The sequence below is a fragment of the Caldimonas thermodepolymerans genome (assembly GCF_015476235.1).
GTDB classification, from domain to species: domain Bacteria; phylum Pseudomonadota; class Gammaproteobacteria; order Burkholderiales; family Burkholderiaceae_C; genus Caldimonas; species Caldimonas thermodepolymerans.
Window position 1 is genome coordinate 402,880 of the sequence record NZ_CP064338.1, and the last position, 16,567, is coordinate 419,446.

Sequence of the window (16,567 nt, forward strand, 5' to 3'; positions counted from 1 at the left end):
TGTAGGCGGCTGTCACGTGCGGGAATCAAGCCTTGACGCACGGAGTCCGGCCGGCCGAGCCGCTACCATCAGCCGCGTTGCACGCCCGGCCTGGCATCCGCCTTGCCGGGGCCGCGGAAGGTTGCTGCCCGCATCGCCCGGGCGGGCCGGGTGGCAGGATCGTGGTCGCCGAAGCCGGGACCGTCGTCGCGGGCTTCGAGCCAATTCATAGAGAAACATGGGCAAGACACTGGTGATCGCCGAGAAGCCTTCCGTCGCGCAGGACATCGTCCGGGCGCTGACGCCGGTGGTCGGCAAATTCGAGAAGCACGACGATTACTTCGAGAACGAGAAGTACATCGTGAGCTCCGCCGTCGGCCACCTGGTCGAGATCAAGGCGCCGGAGGAATACGACGTCAAGCGCGGCAAGTGGAGCTTCGCCAACCTGCCGGTGATCCCGCCCCGCTTCGAGCTCAGCCCGATCGACAAGAACAAGGGCCGGCTCAACACCCTGGTCAAGCTGATCAAGCGCAAGGACGTCACCGAACTGATCAACGCCTGCGACGCGGGGCGCGAGGGCGAGCTGATCTTCCGTCTCATCGTGCAGTACGCGACGCCGGCGCGCGGCGGCCTGAACAAGGACATCAAGCGGCTGTGGCTGCAGTCGATGACGCCGCAAGCCATCCGCGAGGGCTTCGAGCAGCTGCGCAGCGACGAGCAGATGCAGCCGCTGGCCGAGGCGGCGCGCTGCCGCAGCGAGGCTGACTGGCTGGTGGGCATCAACGGCACGCGCGCGATGACCGCGTTCAACTCGCGCGACGGCGGCTTCTTCCTCACCACCGTCGGCCGCGTGCAGACGCCGACGCTGTCCATCGTGGTCGAGCGCGAGGAGAAGATCCGCAAGTTCGTGCCGCGCGACTACTGGGAAGTGCGCGCCACCTTCGATGCCCAGGCCGGCAGCTACGAGGGCAAGTGGTTCGACCCCAGGTGGAAGAAGGCCGAGAACGACCCCGAGCTGCGCGCCGACCGCCTGTGGGACGCGAAGACCGCCGAGGCGATCGCCGAGGCGGTGCGCGGCCGCAGCGGCACGGTCACCGAGGAGTCCAAGCCCAGCTCGCAGCTCAGCCCGCTGTTGTACGACCTGACCTCGCTGCAGCGCGAGGCCAACTCGCGCTTCGGCTTCTCGGCCAAGACCACGCTGGCGCTGGCACAGGCCCTGTACGAAAAGCACAAGGTGCTGACCTACCCGCGGACGGACTCGCGCGCGCTGCCCGAGGACTACATCGGCGTCGTGAAGAAGACGATGGAGATGCTCTCCGGCGAGGACGCCACGCGCGCCTACGCGCCGCATGCCGAGAAGGCGCTGCGCGAGGGCTACGTGAAGCCCAACAAGCGCGTGTTCGACAACGCCAAGGTGTCGGACCACTTCGCCATCATCCCGACCCTGCAGGCGCCGAAGAACCTCACCGACGCCGAGCAGAAGCTCTACGACATGGTCGTCAAGCGCTTCCTCGCGGTGTTCTTCCCGGCGGCCGAGTACCAGGTCACCACGCGCATCACGACCGTGGAACACCAGGGGCAGTCCTACAGCTTCCAGACCAACGGCAAGGTGCTGGTCAAGCCGGGCTGGCTGGCGGTCTACGGCAAGGAGGTGCAGGAAGACGACGCGACGCTGGTGCCGGTGCAGCCCGGCGAGACGGTGCGCAACGCCGAAGTCGAGGTCAAGGCGCTCAAGACCCGGCCGCCGGCGCGCTACACCGAAGCGACGCTGCTGTCGGCGATGGAAGGCGCGGGCAAGCTGGTCGAGGACGACGAGCTGCGCGAGGCGATGCAGGAGAAGGGCCTGGGCACGCCGGCCACCCGCGCGGCCATCATCGAAGGCCTGATCGCCGAGAAGTACCTGGTGCGCGACGGCCGCGAGCTGATCCCCACCGCCAAGGCCTTCCAGCTGATGACGCTGCTGCGTGGCCTGGGTGTGGAGGACCTCACCAAGCCCGAGCTGACCGGCAACTGGGAGTACCAGCTCGCGCAGATGGAGCGCGGACGGCTCAGCCGCGAGGCCTTCATGCAGGAGATCGCGCGCATGACCGAGCGCATCGTGCAGAAGGCCAAGGAGTACGACCGCGACACCATCCCGGGCGACTATGCGACGTTGACCACGCCGTGCCCGAACTGCGGCGGCGTCGTCAAGGAAAACTACCGCCGCTTCACCTGCACCGGCCAGGGCGGCAACGACGAGGGCTGCGGCTTCTCGATCAGCAAGATCCCGGGCGGGCGCAGCTTCGAGCTGCACGAGGTCGAACAGTTCCTGCGCGACAAGCACATCGGCCCGCTCGACGGCTTCCGCTCCAAGGCCGGCTGGCCGTTCACCGCCGAGCTGAAGCTGGTGCGCGACGAGGAGATCGGCAACTACAAGCTCGAGTTCGACTTCGGCGAGGAGGCCCGCAAGGAGGCCGAGGAAGGCGAGGTCGACTTCAGCGCGCAGGAGCCGCTGGGCCATTGCCCGAAGTGCAAGGGCCGCGTCTACGAGCACGGCACCAGCTACGTCTGCGAGAAGACCGTGGGCCCGCACGCGACCTGCGACTTCAAGAGCGGCAAGATCATCCTGCAGCAGCCCGTCTCGCGCGAGCAGATGGGCAAGCTGCTCGCCACCGGCCGCACCGATCTGCTGGAGAACTTCGTCTCCAACAAGACGCGCCGCAAGTTCAAGGCCTTCCTGGTCTGGGACGAGAAGGAAGGCAAGGTCGGCTTCGAGTTCGAGCCGCGCGCGGCCAAGGCCCCCGCGAAGAAGGCGCCGGCAAAGAAGGTCGCGGCCAGGTCCTGAGGTGCCCCGGTGAACGACAGGACCGGCTTCACGCCCGGCGCGGCCGCGCGGGTGTCCACGTCGGTCCATCACCGGGTCGCGACGGTGACGATGCGCGACCACCTGATCGGTTGGGTCCAGGCCGGCACCAAGGTGCTGGGCGACCCGGACGCGGAGCACCGCTACGGTCCCGGCGACGTGTTCCTTGCGGCGCAGGGCACGCAGTGGGACGTGGTCAACGCGCCCGGCCCGCAAGGGCGCTACGTCGCGCAGCTGCTGTTCGTGCCCAACGACCTGCTCCGATGGTTCCTCGAGCGCCATCCTCTGCCACCGGGCGTGGCGCTGGTGCAGGGTCAACGCGGGTTGCGCATCGATGCCGAGCTGGCCGAGGCGATCGAGCGCGCGGCCCGTTCGCTGGGCGATGCGGGCACATCCCGCGCCTTGCAGCTGCACCGCTCGTGCGAGGTGCTGCTGTTGCTGTCTGAACGGGGCTGGTGCTTTGCGCTCGCCGACGAAGGCTGGGACGACCGCGTGCGCCGGCTGGTCGGCCACCGCCTGCACGCGCGCTGGACGCTCCACGAGGTGGCTGCCGCTTTCCACACCAGCCCCAGCACCTTGCGGCGCCGGCTCGCCGAGCGGGGCGTGACGCTGGGCGAACTGCTGCGCGAGGCACGGATGGAAGCCGCACTCGGGCTGCTGCAGACGACCGAACTCGGCGTCGGCGAGATCGCACTGCGCTGCGGCTACGAGTCGCACAGCCGCTTCACCGCCGCGTTCCGCCAGCGGTACGGCTTCCCGCCTTCGTACCTGCGGCCTGCCGCCGCGTCGACGGTGCGCGCGATGGGCAGCGGCGCACAGGATCTGGCGCCTGCGGGCTAACCGGCGCGGCATGTCCGCGTCGAAGATCGGGGTTCCTGATGACACGGGAGCGACCTCGATGCACGACCACACCCTTCACCGACGCATGGCCATCGGCGCACTGGCCCTGGCCCCTTGGCTCGCCCACGCAGGCGAGTTCACCCTGAGCAGCCCGGGCATCGCCGCGGGCGCACGCCTGCCCGAGGCACAGGTGTACGACGGCTTCGGCTGCCGCGGGCGCAACGAGTCGCCGGCACTGCGCTGGAGCGGTGCCCCGGAGGGCACGAAGAGCTATGCCGTCACGGTGTACGACCCGGACGCCCCGACCGGCTCCGGCTGGTGGCACTGGGTGGTCTACAACATCCCGGCTGACGTGACTGCGTTGCCCGCCGGCGCGGGCGCACCGGGCGGCGCGCGTCTGCCCGCCGGGGCGGTGCAGGGCCGCACCGACTTCGGCACCGCCGGCTTCGGCGGGGCCTGCCCGCCCGAGGGCGACACCCCGCACCGCTATGTCTTCACCGTGCACGCGCTGAAGGTCGACAGGCTCGATCTGCCGGCGGACGCCTCGGCGGCCATGGTGGGGTTCATGTTGCACGCAAACCGCCTGGGCAGCGCCAGCTTCACCGCGACCTACGGTCGCTGACGGCCGGCGACGGGCGGGGACCACGGACGGCGGGCGGCTCATGCATACTCCGTGCCCATGGTCGGCCCCATCTACCTCAAGCTCGTTGCCATCTTCATCGTCGTCGCGATCGGCTGGGGGGCCGGACGGACACGCTTCCTGGGCGGCGGCGAGGCGGCGCGCGCGCTGTCCAACGCGGCCTTCTACCTGTTCGCGCCGGCGCTGCTGTTCCGCACCACGGCGCGCATCGACTTCGAGCAGCTGCCCTGGTCCATCGTGCTGGCGTACTTCATCCCGGTGGTCGGGCTGATGCTGCTCGTCTACGCGCAGCAGCGCCGTCGGGCTGCGGCCGCGCCGGCCGCGCCCAGCGTGCGCGCGATCACGGCGACCTTCAGCAACACCGTGCAGCTGGGCATCCCGGTGGCCGCGGCGCTGTTCGGCGAGGCGGGGCTGTCGGTGCACCTGGCGGTGGTCAGCCTGCACGCGCTGACGCTGCTGTCGGTGGTCACCGTGCTGGCCGAACTGGACTTGAGCCGCGCCGCCGAGGGCCATGCGCGGCGCAGCCTGGGCGCGACGCTGGCCACCACCGCGCGCAACACGCTGATCCACCCCGTCGTGATGCCGGTGCTGCTGGGCCTGCTGTGGAACCTGCTGGACGGCCCGATCCCGCCGGCCGTCGACGAGATCCTCGTGACGCTCGGCCAGGCGGTCGTGCCGGTGTGCCTGATCGCCACCGGCATGTCGCTGGCCCACTACGGGCTGCGCGGCTCGCTCGGTGCGGCGTCGGTGCTGTCGCTGCTCAAGCTGGTCGTGCAGCCGGCGCTGGTGCTGGCGGTGGGGCTCGCCTTTGGCCTGCGCGGCCTGCCGCTGGCGGCGATCGTGATGTGCGCGGCGCTGCCGGCCGGCACCAACTCGATGATGTTCGCGCAGCGCTACGCGACGCGCGAGGCCGAGGTGACCAGCACGCTGGTGCTGTCGATGCTTGCCTTCGTCGTCACGGCGCCGCTGTGGCTGTTGCTGCTGCAGCTGCTGCCCGCGGGCTGGGTGGCCTCAGGCGGCTAGCAGCATGTCGACGTGCGGGATGCCGTCCTCGTCGTACTCGTCGCTGACGGTCGCGAAGCCCAGCGCGCCGTAGAAGCGCTGCAGGTGCGCCTGCGCCGAGAGGCGGATCGCGCGGCCGGGCCAGGTCGCGCGGGTGGCGGCGATCGCCTCGCGCATCAGCTCGTGGCCGAGCGCCCGTCCGCGCCAGGCGGGCGCGACGATCACGCGGCCGATGGCCGGTTCCTCGAACTTGAGCCCGGGCGGCACGAGGCGCGCGCAGGCGGCCAGCGTGCCGTCGGGGGCCAGCCCCAGGCCGTGGCGGCAGTGCGGGTCGATGCCGTCGATGTCGGCGTACAGGCAGGTCTGCTCCAGCACGAAGACGTCCTGCCGCAGCTTCAGCAGGGCATGCAGCTCGTGCACCGACAGCGCCTCGAACGGCAGCCAGCGCCAGTGCAGCACGGGAGATGCGGTGGTCATGGACAAGGCATCGGGCCCCGGACCACGGATGCGCGTCGAAAGGTGCACCCGCGGCCGGTGGCCCAGGTTGGGGGGAGCGCCTGGCGGCGCGGATCAGCGTTGCGGTTCGGGCTCGGTCAGGAAGCCGATCCTGGTCAGCCCGGCCTTGGAGGCGTCGGCCAGCGTCTCGGCGACGAAGCGGTAGGCCACGTCCTGGTCGGCCTTGAGGTGCACCTCGGGCTGCACCGGCTTGGCGCCCTCGGCCGCGAAGCGGCGCACGGCCTCCTCGCGGGTGACGGGTTCGCCGTTCCAGTAGCGGATGCCGGCCGCGTCGATCGCGAACTCCACCTTCTCGGGCTGCGGCGGGTTCACCTGCGTGGTGGCCTTGGGCAGCTCGAGCTTGACCGCATGGGTCAGCAGCGGCGCGGTGACGATGAAGATCACCAGCAGGACCAGCATCACGTCGATCAGCGGGACCATGTTGATCTCCGCCATCGGCGCGCCGGACGACTTGTTGTCGAAGCTTGCGAAAGCCATGGTGGCGGGTCCTCGTCAGGCGGCGGCCGGCTGGTCGTTGCCGCGCGGGGCGGCCTTGCCGGTCGTGTTCAGCGGACGCACGTTCTCGCCGCCTTGCAGCGACTGGCCGAGCGACAGGAAGGTGAACAGCTCGAACGCGAAGGCGTCGAGCTTGGCGGTCAGCACGCGGTTGCTGCGGGTCAGCCAGTTGTAGCCCATCACCGCGGGGATCGCCACCGCCAGGCCGATGCCGGTCATGATCAGCGCTTCACCCACGGGGCCGGCCACCTTGTCCAGCGTGCCGGCGCCGCTCATGCCGATCGCCACCAGCGCGTGGTAGACGCCCCAGACCGTGCCGAACAGGCCGACGAACGGCGCGGTGGCGCCGATCGTCGCCAGCACCGTCAGGCCGTTTTCCAGGCGGGTCGTTTCCTCGTCCAGCACCTTCTTGATGGTGCGGGTCAGGAAGTCCTGCATGCTGCCGGCTTCCTCCAGCTTGGCCGCGCCGTACTTGGCGTGGTGGTCGCGTGCGTGCATCGCGTGCGCGGTCAGGTGCGAGAAGGGGTCGCGCACGCCGTGCGTGGCGATCTCGTTGCGCACGGCGTCGAGCGAGCTGGCGTTCCAGAAGAACGACAGGAACTGCTCGCTGCGCTTCTTGCGCACGTATTGGGTGATGCCCTTCATCACGATCAGGTACCACGAGATGGCCGACATCAGCACCAGGATGACGAGCAGCGCCTTGCCGACGACGTCGGACTGCGCGATGAAGTGGGCGAAGCCCATCGTTTCGTTCGGGTTCACGTTCAGTTCTCCAGGGCAAATCGGATGGGGGTCTGCACCCACACGGCCAGCGGCTGGCCGTCTTCCATGTAGGGCTTGAAGCGGGCCGAGCGCATGGCCGACACCGCGGCGTCGTCCAGGCGCTGGAAGCCGGACGACTTGTGGATTTCGATCCGGGCGGGTCGGCCCTGCGGGTCGATCAGCACGCGCAGCGTCACCATCCCTTCCTCGCGCAGCCGGCGCGACGTCAGCGGATAGACGATGGCCGGCGCCTTCTGGTACTGCACCTCGCTGGCCAGCACGGTCTTGGGCGGCGCAGGCGGGGGCGGCGGGGCCGGCTCTGCCGCGGGGGCCGCGACCACCGGTTCGGTCGCCTCGGCCGGGGCGGGTGGCTCGGGTGGCGGCGCTTCCACTTCGAACGGGGCCGGAGCCGGCTCGGGCGGCGGCGGTGCGGCCACCACCGGCGCGGGCTTCTTCGGGGTCTCCTTCCGGGGCGCCGGGGCGGGCGGCGGCGGCACGGGAGCCGGCGGCGGCGGGACCGGCGCCGGCTCGATGAGGTCGACGAACAGGGGGATCGAGGCCCCGATGGCCTGGCGCACGGGTGCCAGCTGCAGCAGGGCCCATCCGGCGGCGATGTGGGCGGCGACGATCACGCCGGCCGCCGCGGCCCGCGCTGCCGGGGGCAGTTCGCTGCCGGTCGACGCGTCTCGCCGGCGCGAAGGGCCTCCGGCACCGGGCGGCGGCGGGGACGTCAGGCTTGCTGGCATATCAGGGTTGGCGGGATGGATAAATGAGAACGATTCTTATTATAGACGTTCCTGCCTCGCCCCGGACGCCGCGTGCCCTGGCGGAGCGCAGGAGCGTGGTGTGTCAGTGTGGCCACCACGGCGGGCCGTCGCCCCGGCACCCGTTCCAACACCTTGATGCCGACGCGACGACCGGCGCGTCGGCCCGTCATGGAGGGGGGTGGCAGGGCGCGTCGACATCCCGCCTCCGCGGTGACCCCGCGCCGGCGGTGGCGCGCGCACTTTGCGACAATCCGCCGCATGACTGCCACCGACATCCAGGCCTACATGGCCCAGGTGGGTGCTGCGGCGCGTGCCGCGGCGACCCGCATGGCCGCGGCCTCCACTGCTGCGAAGAACGACGCCCTGCTGCGCCTGGCGGCGCTGATCCGCGACCACGCGCAGGCGCTGCAGGACGAGAACGCCAAGGACATCGCCGCCGCCGAGCGCAACGGCCTGGCCGCGCCGATGGTCGACCGCCTGCGCATCACGCCCAAGGTGGTCGAGCAGATGGCGCAGAACTGCGAACAGGTCGCCGCGCTGCCGGACCCGGTCGGCGAGATGACCAACCTGCGCCGCCGCCCGACCGGCATCACGGTCGGCCAGATGCGCGTGCCGCTGGGCGTGTTCGGGATGATCTACGAGAGCCGCCCGAACGTGACCATCGAGGCCTCGGCGCTGGGCATCAAGAGCGGCAACGCCTGCGTGCTGCGCGGCGGCTCCGAGGCCATCCATTCCAACCTCGCGCTGGCGCGCCTGGTGCAGCAGGCCCTGGCGGCCGCCGGCCTGCCGGCCGAGGGCGTGCAGCTGGTCGAGACCACCGACCGCGAGGCGGTGGGCCGGCTGATCGCGATGCCCGAGTACGTGGACGTCATCATCCCGCGCGGCGGCAAGTCGCTGATCGAGCGCATCAGCCGCGAGGCCACGGTGCCGGTGATCAAGCACCTGGACGGCAACTGCCACGTCTATGTCGACGCCGAGGTCGACCTGGAGCTGGCGGTCACCGTCACCGACAATGCCAAGACGCAGAAGTACAGCCCCTGCAACGCGGCCGAGTCGCTGCTGGTGCACCGTGCGGTCGCGCCCGCCTTCCTGCCGCGCATCGGCGCGGTGTTCGCGGCCAAGGGCGTGGAGATGCGCTGCGATGCCGGCGCCAAGGCGCTGCTGCAGGGCGTGGCCGGTGCGAAGCTCGCCGATGCCACCGAGCAGGACTGGTACGAGGAATACCTCGCGCCCGTCATCAGCATCAAGCTGGTCGACAGCCTGGACGAAGCCATCGCCCACATCAACCGTTACGGCTCGCACCACACCGACGCGATCCTGACCACCAACCACCCGAACGCGATGCGCTTCCTGCGCGAGGTGGATTCGTCCAGCGTCATGGTGAACGCCTCGACGCGCTTTGCCGACGGCTTCGAGTACGGCCTGGGCGCCGAGATCGGCATCTCGACCGACAAGTTCCACGCACGCGGGCCGGTGGGCCTGGAAGGCCTGACCTCGCTGAAGTTCGTCGTGCTGGGCCAGGGCGAAGTGCGCCGCTGACCCCGCGCCAGGACGCATCGGGATGGTTGCTTCCGAAGACCCGCGCGCCGCGCTCGTCCTGTTCTCGGGCGGGCAGGACTCCACCGTGTGCCTGGCCTGGGCGCTGCAGCGATACGCGCGCGTCGAGACCATCGGCTTCGACTACGGCCAGCGCCACCGCGTCGAGCTGGAGTGCCGCCCGCGCGTGCTGCAGGCGATGCGCCGGCTTGACCCGGCGTGGGACCGCAAGCTCGGCGACGACCACCTGCTCGACGTCGGGCTGCTGGGGCAGATCTCCGACACGGCGCTGACCTCCGAGCGCGCGATCGAGATGGCCGACAGCGGCCTGCCCAACACCTTCGTGCCCGGGCGCAACCTGCTGTTCCTGACGCTGGCCGCCACCGTGGCGTACCGGCGCGGCGCGCAGGTGCTGGTCGGCGGCATGTGCGAGACCGACTATTCCGGCTACCCGGACTGCCGCGACAACACGCTCAAGGCGCTGCAGGTCGCGCTCAGCCTCGGCATGGACCAGCCGCTGGTGATCGAGACGCCGCTGATGTGGCTGGACAAGGCGCAGACCTGGACGCTCGCCGAGCAGCTGGGCGGCCAGGCACTGGTCGATCTGGTGGCCGAGCACACCCACACCTGCTACCTTGGCGAGCGCAGCCAGCGCCACGCGTGGGGCTACGGCTGCGGCCGGTGCCCGGCCTGCGAGCTGCGCCGGCGCGGCCACGAGGCCTATCTCTCCCGCTGATTTGCGGAATTTTTGCGCCCCCGCGGCGTGTGGACCGCGCGCCGCCTGTCGTAGAGTCGCGGTCACGACCCGTCGCGTGCACGAGAAGGAGGGCTCATGGACACCACGCAGATCGTCACCCTGGCCGTCATCGCGGTCCTGCTGTTCTGGGGCGTGGGGGCCTACAACCGGCTGGTGCGCCTGCGCAACGCGATTGCCAACGCCTTCGCGCAGATCGACGTGCAGCTCAAGCGCCGCTACGACCTGATCCCGAACCTGGTCGAGACGGCGAAGAAGTACGTCACGCACGAGCGCGAGACGCTGGAGGCCGTGATCGCCGCGCGCAACCAGGCGCGCAACGCGGCCGACCATGCCCGCGCGAAGCCCACCGATGCCGGCGCGATCGGTGCGCTGGTGGTGGCCGAGCAGACGCTGGGCGGCACGCTCGGGCGGTTGATGGCGGTGGTCGAGAACTACCCCGAGCTCAAGGCCGACCAGACGCTGCGCGAGCTCTCCGAGGAACTCACCAGCACCGAGAACCGCGTCGCCTTCGCGCGCCAGGCCTTCAACGACGCCGCGCTCGACTACAACAACGCGGCGCAGCAGTTCCCGACCACCCTGATCGCCGGGCTGTTCGGCTTCAAGGAAGCCGGCATGCTGCAGTCCACCACGCAGGACGTCGAGCGCCAGCCGGTGCGCGTGCAGTTCTGAGCCGCGTGCCGCGGCCGGCCGGGTGAACGCCGATGGCGATGCGCTTTCGCGAGCATCAGGAGGCCGCGCAGACCACGACGCGGCGCCTGCTGCTGCTGTTCGCGGGCGTGCTGGTGCTGCTGGTGCTGGCCGTCAACGGCGTGCTGGCGCTGATCTACCGCTTCACCTTCCCCTGGATCCCGGGGTACCCGCGCTTCTTCTTCGAGACCAACACCGCGCTGGTGCTGCTGTTCGTGCTCGGCGGCTGCTGGTTCGAGATGCTGCGCCTGCGTGCGGGCGGCGTGCACGTCGCGCAGCTGGCCGGCGGGCGCGGCCTGCGCGAGCCCCACGGCCAGCCGCAGGACCTGTACGAGAAGCGGCTGCTCAACGTGGTCGACGAGGTCGCGATCGCCTGCAATGTCAAGCCGCCGCAGGTATTCGTGCTGCCGCGCGAGGACGCGATCAACGCGTTCGCCGCCGGCTGGGACCTCGACGACGCGGTGATCGCGGTCACGCGCGGGGCGCTGGAGCGGCTCACGCGTGACGAGCTGCAGGGCGTGGTGGCGCACGAGTTCAGCCACCTCGTGCACGGCGACACGCGGCTCAACATGCGCCTGGTCGGCCTCGTCTGGGGCCTGCAGATGGTCTACAACTTCGGCCACTCGCTGGTCGAGCCCGACGAGGTGGGCCGGCGCAGCCCGGGCCTGCTGTTCGGCCTCGGGCTGATGGCCGTCGGCTCGCTCGGCTGGATCGCCGGGCGGCTGCTGAAGGCCGCGGTGTCGCGCCAGCGTGAATTCCTCGCCGACGCCTCGGCGGTCAAGTACACCCGCAGCAGCACCGGCATCGGCGGCGCGCTGCGCAAGATCGCCGACCAGGCCTGGCGGCGCCAGGACGGCTGGCACAACGCCCATGCCGAGAGCCTGTCGCACCTGTTCTTCGTCTCGCGGCTGCGCTGGGCCTGGTTCGCCACCCACCCGCCGCTGGCCGAGCGCATCCGGCGCATCTACGGCTATCCCGCCGGGCCGCTGCCCGCGCGCGTGCTGCCGGCCGAGGACGACGCCGCGCCCGACACCCAGCCCATGCTGCCCGCGCTGGCGTTTGCCGCGGTGCCGGCGGGCGACGCCCGGGCGGCGTCCGCGCCGCCGGCCGCCGCCGCTGCCGGCGCGGCGGCCCCCGTCCCGGCCGAGGACGGTCCGCTGGCGCGCGAGCGCGAGGCGCTGGCGCGCATCCGCCGCTGGCAGGGGCCCGGCGAGCGCAAGGCCGCGGTGCTGACGCTGCTGATGAGCCCCGGCAACGAGCGCGAGCAGAAGGCCTGGGAGGTGGAGACCGCCGACATCCCGGTGGCGGCCGCGGTGCGGGCCGACATCGCCGCGCTGACCCATGCCGCGCGCCTGCCGGTGCTGGAGCTGATGCTGCGCCGCACCGCGCAGCGCCCGGTGGCCGAGCGGCGCGCGCTGCTCGAGGCAGCGCGCCGCATGATGGGGGCCGACGGGCACGCCAGCCCGCTCGATCGCCTGCTGTGGCTGGCGATGCGGCACCTGCTCAGCGGCCGGCCGGTCGAGCAACCTATTGCTACAGGGAAGAACGATATAGCTCATTTGTCTCAAGAAGTTGCTGCGCTGACGGCGTTCCTCGCGAGAATCATCGATCCCGCGTCGACCGAAGGGCCTCGGGCGGACCAGGCGCCGCTGTGGTACCGGGCCGTGATGCGTGCGCTGTTTGCCGACCGGCCGGCGCCCGCATGGCGTGCCCCCGATGCCGATGCGCTGGTGGCTGCCCTGGACGGGGTGGCGGCACTGTCGGCCATGCAACGGCCGGTGCTGCTGCGCACCTGGGTCGAGGCGGCACAGCAGCTGGCGCCCGGCGGACGGCTCAGCGAGGCGGCGGCCGATGCCTTCCGGCTGGTCGCGCTCTTGCTGGACATCCCTAGCCCCAGGGCGGTGGCCGACCGCTACATTGAGGTCGAAGTGGGCGCATCGTGACCCGTCTCCCCGCGGGCCACGCTTGCAGGAGATCGAACAACAATGGAGAACGCACGATGAAAGCTCTACCCGCCATCGCCGTCGCGGCGATGCTCGTCGGCGGCGCCGCCCAGGCGTCCGACGCGCAGGCGCTGTACACGCGCAGCCTTGCGGCCACCTGCGCCAACTGCCATGGCACGGCCGGCCGCACGGTGGAGGGTTCTGCCGTCCCCTCGCTGGCCGGCATGCCGCAGCCCTACTTCCTCGAGCAGATGAAGGCCTTCAAGTCCGGGACCCGGCAGGCGACGATCATGCATCAGATCGCCAAGGGCTACAGCGACGAACAGATCGAACGCATGGCCGCCTACTTTGCGGCGCAGAAGAAGTGAGGAGGCCCCAGATGCAACGACGTTCCTTCCTGCAAGGCGCTGCGGTGCTGGGCGTGCTGGGCCTGGGGGCCTGCGCGACCACGTCCGCCCCGTCCAAGACCAAGGTGCTGGTGGTCGGCGGCGGCTACGGCGGCGCGACCGCGGCCAAGTACGTGCGCCTGCTGTCTGACTACCAGATCGACGTGGTGCTGGTCGAGCCGCAAAGCGCCTTCGTCTCCTGCCCGATCTCCAACCTGGTGCTGGGCGGCAGCAAGACCATCGCGGACATCACCGTCCCGTACGACAACCTGCGCAAGCGCCACGGCGTGACCGTGGTGCGCGACAGCGTCGCGCGCGTCGACCCGGCGAAGAAGGTCGCGGTGCTGGCTTCGGGCGCGACGATCGGCTACGACAAGCTGGTGCTGTCGCCCGGCATCGACCTGATGTTCGACAGCATCGAGGGCCTCCAGGAGGCCCACGACGCGGGCCGCATCCTGCAGGCCTGGAAGGCCGGTCCCGAGACCGTGGCGCTGCGCAAGCAGCTCGAGGCCATGCCCGACGGCGGCGTCTACGCGCTGACCGTGCCCGAGGCCCCGTACCGCTGCCCGCCCGGCCCGTACGAGCGCGTCTGCCAGGTCGCGGCCTATTTCAAGGCCGCCAAGCCGCGCTCCAAGGTGCTGCTGCTGGACGCCAACCCCGACGTCACCTCCAAGGGGCCGCTGTTCAAGAAGGTCTGGGCCGAGCAGTACAAGGGCATCATCGAGTACCGTCCGCAGCACAAGGCGGTGGCGGTCGACCACAAGACCAACACCGTCAAGTTCGAGGTGGGCGACGACGTGAAGGCCGACGTGCTGAACGTGCTGCCGACCATGCGCGCCGGCCGCATCGCGGTCGACACCGGACTGGCCAACGCCAACGGCCGCTGGTGCCATGTCAACTTCCTGAACTTCGAGTCGACCGCGGCCAAGGACATCCACGTGCTGGGCGACTCGATCCAGCTCGCCCCGGGCATGCCGAAGTCGGGCCACATGGCCAACTCGCATGCCAAGGTCGCGGCCGCGGCCATCGTCGCCGAGCTGAACGGCTGGGAGATCAACCCCGCACCGATGGTGAACAACACCTGCTACAGCTTCGTCGACGACAAGAAGGTCATCCACGTGGCCAGCGTGCACGAGTACGTGGCGGCCGAGAAGACCTTCAAGACCGTCGCGGGCTCCGGCGGCGTCTCGCCCGGCCCGACCGAGCTGGAAGGCATCTACGCCTGGAACTGGGCGCAGAACATCTGGTCCGACGCCCTCGGCTGATGCGACGCGCCTCGTTGCAGGCCACCCGGGCCGCTGTCTGCCGACAGCGGCCTTTTTCTTTGGGCGAACGCCCGCACCGCGCTTGCGCATCGCGAAAAGGGACGTCCGCGGAGTCGCCTAGACTAGCCGGCCTGTGAATCCGACTTCCCCGCCTCCTTCCTCCGCCTCCCTGCCGTTGTCGCGCCTGCTGGCCCACACCGCCGATGCGGTGCGTGCCGTGCGCGCCGGCCAGTCGCTGACCGATGCGCTGGCCGCCTGCCCGGCCGAGGCGCGCGCCGGCACCCAGGCGCTCAGTTTCCAGGTGATGCGCTCGCTCGGCCGGGCCCGCGCGCTGCGCCAGCAGCTGGCCCGGCGCGACCCGCCACCCTGGGTCGACGCGCTGCTGCTGTCCGCGCTGGCCCTGGTGTGGGACGCGCAGGCGGCGCCGTACGCCGAGCACACCCTGGTCGACCAGGCGGTGGAGGCGGCCAAGCAGCGCGAGCGCGCGCACGTCGCCTTCGTCAATGCGGTGCTGCGGCGCTTCCTGCGCGAGCGCGAGGCACTGGTGCAGCGTACCGACGCCGATCCGGTGGCGCGCTGGAACCACCCGTCCTGGTGGCTGCGCCGCCTGTGGCGCGACTGGCCGCAGCACTGGCAGGCGCTGTGCGAGGCGGCGGGCGAGCACCCGCCGATGACGCTGCGCGTGCACGCGCGCCGCGGCACGCCCGAGGCTTACCTCGAACGGCTGCGCGCGGCGGGCCTGGCCGGACGCGCCGTCGGCCCCTACGCGGTGCAGCTGGACGAGCCGGTGCCGGTGCAGCGCCTGCCCGGCTTCGAGGCGGGCGACGTCTCGGTGCAGGACCTGGCCGCGCAATGGGCCGCGCCGCTGCTGGTCGGCGCGGGCGACGACGCGCTGCCGGCCGGCGCACGGGTGCTGGACGCCTGCGCCGCGCCGGGCGGCAAGACCGCGCACCTGCTGGAGCTGGCCGACCTGGACGTGCTGGCGCTGGACAGCGACCCGGCGCGGTTGGCGCGGGTCGGCCAGACCCTCGGCCGCATCGGGCTGCACGCCGAGCTGAAGGCGGCCGATGCCCGCCAGCCGGACGCCTTCTGGGACGGCCGGCCGTTCGACGCGATCCTGTTGGATGCGCCCTGCAGTGCCTCGGGCGTGGTGCGTCGCCACCCGGACGTGCGCTGGCTGCGCCGCGACAGCGACATCGAGCAGCTGGCGGCCGTCCAGCGTGACATCCTGCACGCGCTGTGGCCCCTGCTCAGGCCCGGCGGGCGGCTGCTGTACTGCACCTGCTCGGTGTTCCGCGCCGAAGGCCAGCAACAGATCGACGCGTTTTTGCAACGCACGCCCGAGGCCCGGCTCCTGCCGTCGCCCGGTCATGCGCTGCCCTTGCCCGACAATGGGGCAGCGGCGACGGCGCCGGGGCAGGGGACGGCCGCCCACGACGGCTTCTATTACGCCCTGCTCCGGAAACGCCCGGACTAGAAAACAGCTACCCGACATCGTGCACAGCGCAGACCTGCCCCTTCGTCACACCTGCCGCCCCGGCCCCCGCGGGCGGTGGTGGCGCGCGGCCGTGCTGTTGCTGCTGGGCTGGTGGTGCGCGCTGTGTGCGCGGGCGGCCGGCATCGACCTGCGCGAGGTCGAGCTGGGCCGCACCGACGACGGGCTGGTGCTCAGCTTCACGGCCGAGTTCGAGCTGCCGCGCAGCGTCGAGGACGCGCTGCTCAAGGGCGTGCCGCTGCACTTCGAGGCCGAGGCGCGCGTGCTGCGCTCGCGCTGGTACTGGCGCGACCAGGTCATCGCCGAGGCGACCCGCACCTGGCGCCTGGCCTACCAGCCGCTGACGCGGCGCTACCGGGTCAGCTTCGGCAGCCTCAACCACCACTACGACACGCTGGGCGAGGCCCTGTTCGCGATCCAGCGCACCGCGCGCTGGCGCATCGCCGACCTGGCGAGCTTCGAACCCGGCCAGCGGCACTACATCGAACTCAGCTTCCGGCTCGACACCTCGCAGCTGCCCCGCCCGTTCCAGATCGGCATCGGCGGGCAGGCCGAGTGGGACCTCTCGGCCGAAAGCACCGTGGTGATGGACGATCCGACGTGACGACCGAGCGCACGCCCACCCTGCCGGCAGGGTCCGGCGTCGACCGCCGGG

At 71.1% G+C, this 16,567-nt stretch carries 16 protein-coding genes; 12 read left to right on the forward strand and 4 right to left on the reverse strand.

Going from position 1 to position 16,567, the window contains the following annotated elements; translation table 11 throughout:
* The first annotated feature begins 217 nt into the window (after positions 1–217).
* The 4 genes from IS481_RS01980 (at position 218) to IS481_RS01995 (ending at position 5,324) form a co-directional block, all read left to right on the forward strand.
* Positions 218–2,803 (forward strand): DNA topoisomerase III, encoded by a 2,586-nt coding sequence (locus IS481_RS01980; RefSeq protein ID WP_104357648.1) that lies wholly within the window; start codon positions 218–220, stop codon positions 2,801–2,803.
* Between the two features lie 9 nt (positions 2,804–2,812).
* Positions 2,813–3,661, forward strand: a complete 849-nt coding sequence (locus tag IS481_RS01985; protein WP_232529421.1) for a helix-turn-helix transcriptional regulator — start codon at positions 2,813–2,815, stop codon at positions 3,659–3,661.
* 85 nt (positions 3,662–3,746) lie between these two features.
* On the forward strand, positions 3,747–4,283 hold the full coding sequence (locus tag IS481_RS01990) for a YbhB/YbcL family Raf kinase inhibitor-like protein (protein ID WP_198425446.1): 537 nt from the start codon (positions 3,747–3,749) through the stop codon (positions 4,281–4,283).
* Positions 4,284–4,340: 57 nt separating this feature from the next.
* Positions 4,341–5,324 (forward strand): AEC family transporter, encoded by a 984-nt coding sequence (locus IS481_RS01995; protein WP_104357646.1) that lies wholly within the window; start codon positions 4,341–4,343, stop codon positions 5,322–5,324.
* Here the strand turns inward: IS481_RS01995 and IS481_RS02000 are convergent.
* The 4 genes from IS481_RS02000 to IS481_RS02015 all read right to left on the reverse strand — a co-directional run bounded on the left by IS481_RS02000 (position 5,313) and on the right by IS481_RS02015 (position 7,708).
* Positions 5,313–5,780: a GNAT family N-acetyltransferase gene (locus tag IS481_RS02000; protein WP_104357645.1), complete on the reverse strand. Its 468-nt coding sequence runs from the start codon at positions 5,778–5,780 to the stop codon at positions 5,313–5,315. The genes IS481_RS01995 and IS481_RS02000 overlap by 12 nt on opposite strands.
* 93 nt (positions 5,781–5,873) lie before the next feature.
* Positions 5,874–6,296, reverse strand: a complete 423-nt coding sequence (locus tag IS481_RS02005; protein WP_104357644.1) for an ExbD/TolR family protein — start codon at positions 6,294–6,296, stop codon at positions 5,874–5,876.
* A 15-nt stretch (positions 6,297–6,311) separates the two neighbouring features.
* The gene (locus IS481_RS02010; RefSeq protein WP_104357768.1) at positions 6,312–7,058 is read right to left on the reverse strand and encodes a MotA/TolQ/ExbB proton channel family protein; all 747 of its coding nucleotides are present in this window, start codon (positions 7,056–7,058) and stop codon (positions 6,312–6,314) included.
* 20 nt (positions 7,059–7,078) lie between these two features.
* Entirely contained in the window at positions 7,079–7,708 is a 630-nt protein-coding gene (locus tag IS481_RS02015) for an energy transducer TonB (protein WP_104357643.1), read from the reverse strand.
* Positions 7,709–8,101: 393 nt separating this feature from the next.
* Here IS481_RS02015 and IS481_RS02020 point away from each other — a divergent pair, with 393 nt between their 5' ends.
* The 8 genes from IS481_RS02020 (at position 8,102) to IS481_RS02055 (ending at position 16,516) form a co-directional block, all read left to right on the forward strand.
* Positions 8,102–9,382: a glutamate-5-semialdehyde dehydrogenase gene (locus tag IS481_RS02020; RefSeq protein WP_232529423.1), complete on the forward strand. Its 1,281-nt coding sequence runs from the start codon at positions 8,102–8,104 to the stop codon at positions 9,380–9,382.
* A gap of 22 nt (positions 9,383–9,404) precedes the next feature.
* Positions 9,405–10,115 carry a 7-cyano-7-deazaguanine synthase QueC gene (gene queC, locus IS481_RS02025; RefSeq protein ID WP_104357641.1) on the forward strand — a complete coding sequence of 237 codons (711 nt, stop codon included), beginning with the start codon at positions 9,405–9,407 and terminating at the stop codon, positions 10,113–10,115.
* 96 nt (positions 10,116–10,211) lie between these two features.
* Positions 10,212–10,805 (forward strand): LemA family protein, encoded by a 594-nt coding sequence (locus IS481_RS02030; protein ID WP_104357640.1) that lies wholly within the window; start codon positions 10,212–10,214, stop codon positions 10,803–10,805.
* Between the two features lie 32 nt (positions 10,806–10,837).
* Complete coding sequence (locus IS481_RS18255; RefSeq protein WP_232529425.1) at positions 10,838–12,766, forward strand: M48 family metalloprotease; 1,929 nt, start codon at positions 10,838–10,840, stop codon at positions 12,764–12,766.
* A gap of 56 nt (positions 12,767–12,822) precedes the next feature.
* Entirely contained in the window at positions 12,823–13,134 is a 312-nt protein-coding gene (locus IS481_RS02040; protein WP_104358802.1) for a c-type cytochrome, read from the forward strand.
* A gap of 11 nt (positions 13,135–13,145) precedes the next feature.
* Positions 13,146–14,417 carry an NAD(P)/FAD-dependent oxidoreductase gene (locus IS481_RS02045; RefSeq protein WP_104358801.1) on the forward strand — a complete coding sequence of 424 codons (1,272 nt, stop codon included), beginning with the start codon at positions 13,146–13,148 and terminating at the stop codon, positions 14,415–14,417.
* Between the two features lie 133 nt (positions 14,418–14,550).
* Positions 14,551–15,894, forward strand: a complete 1,344-nt coding sequence (gene rsmB, locus IS481_RS02050; protein ID WP_232529427.1) for a 16S rRNA (cytosine(967)-C(5))-methyltransferase RsmB — start codon at positions 14,551–14,553, stop codon at positions 15,892–15,894.
* A 91-nt stretch (positions 15,895–15,985) separates the two neighbouring features.
* Complete coding sequence (locus IS481_RS02055; protein WP_165908737.1) at positions 15,986–16,516, forward strand: DUF4390 domain-containing protein; 531 nt, start codon at positions 15,986–15,988, stop codon at positions 16,514–16,516.
* Positions 16,517–16,567: the final 51 nt, after the last annotated feature.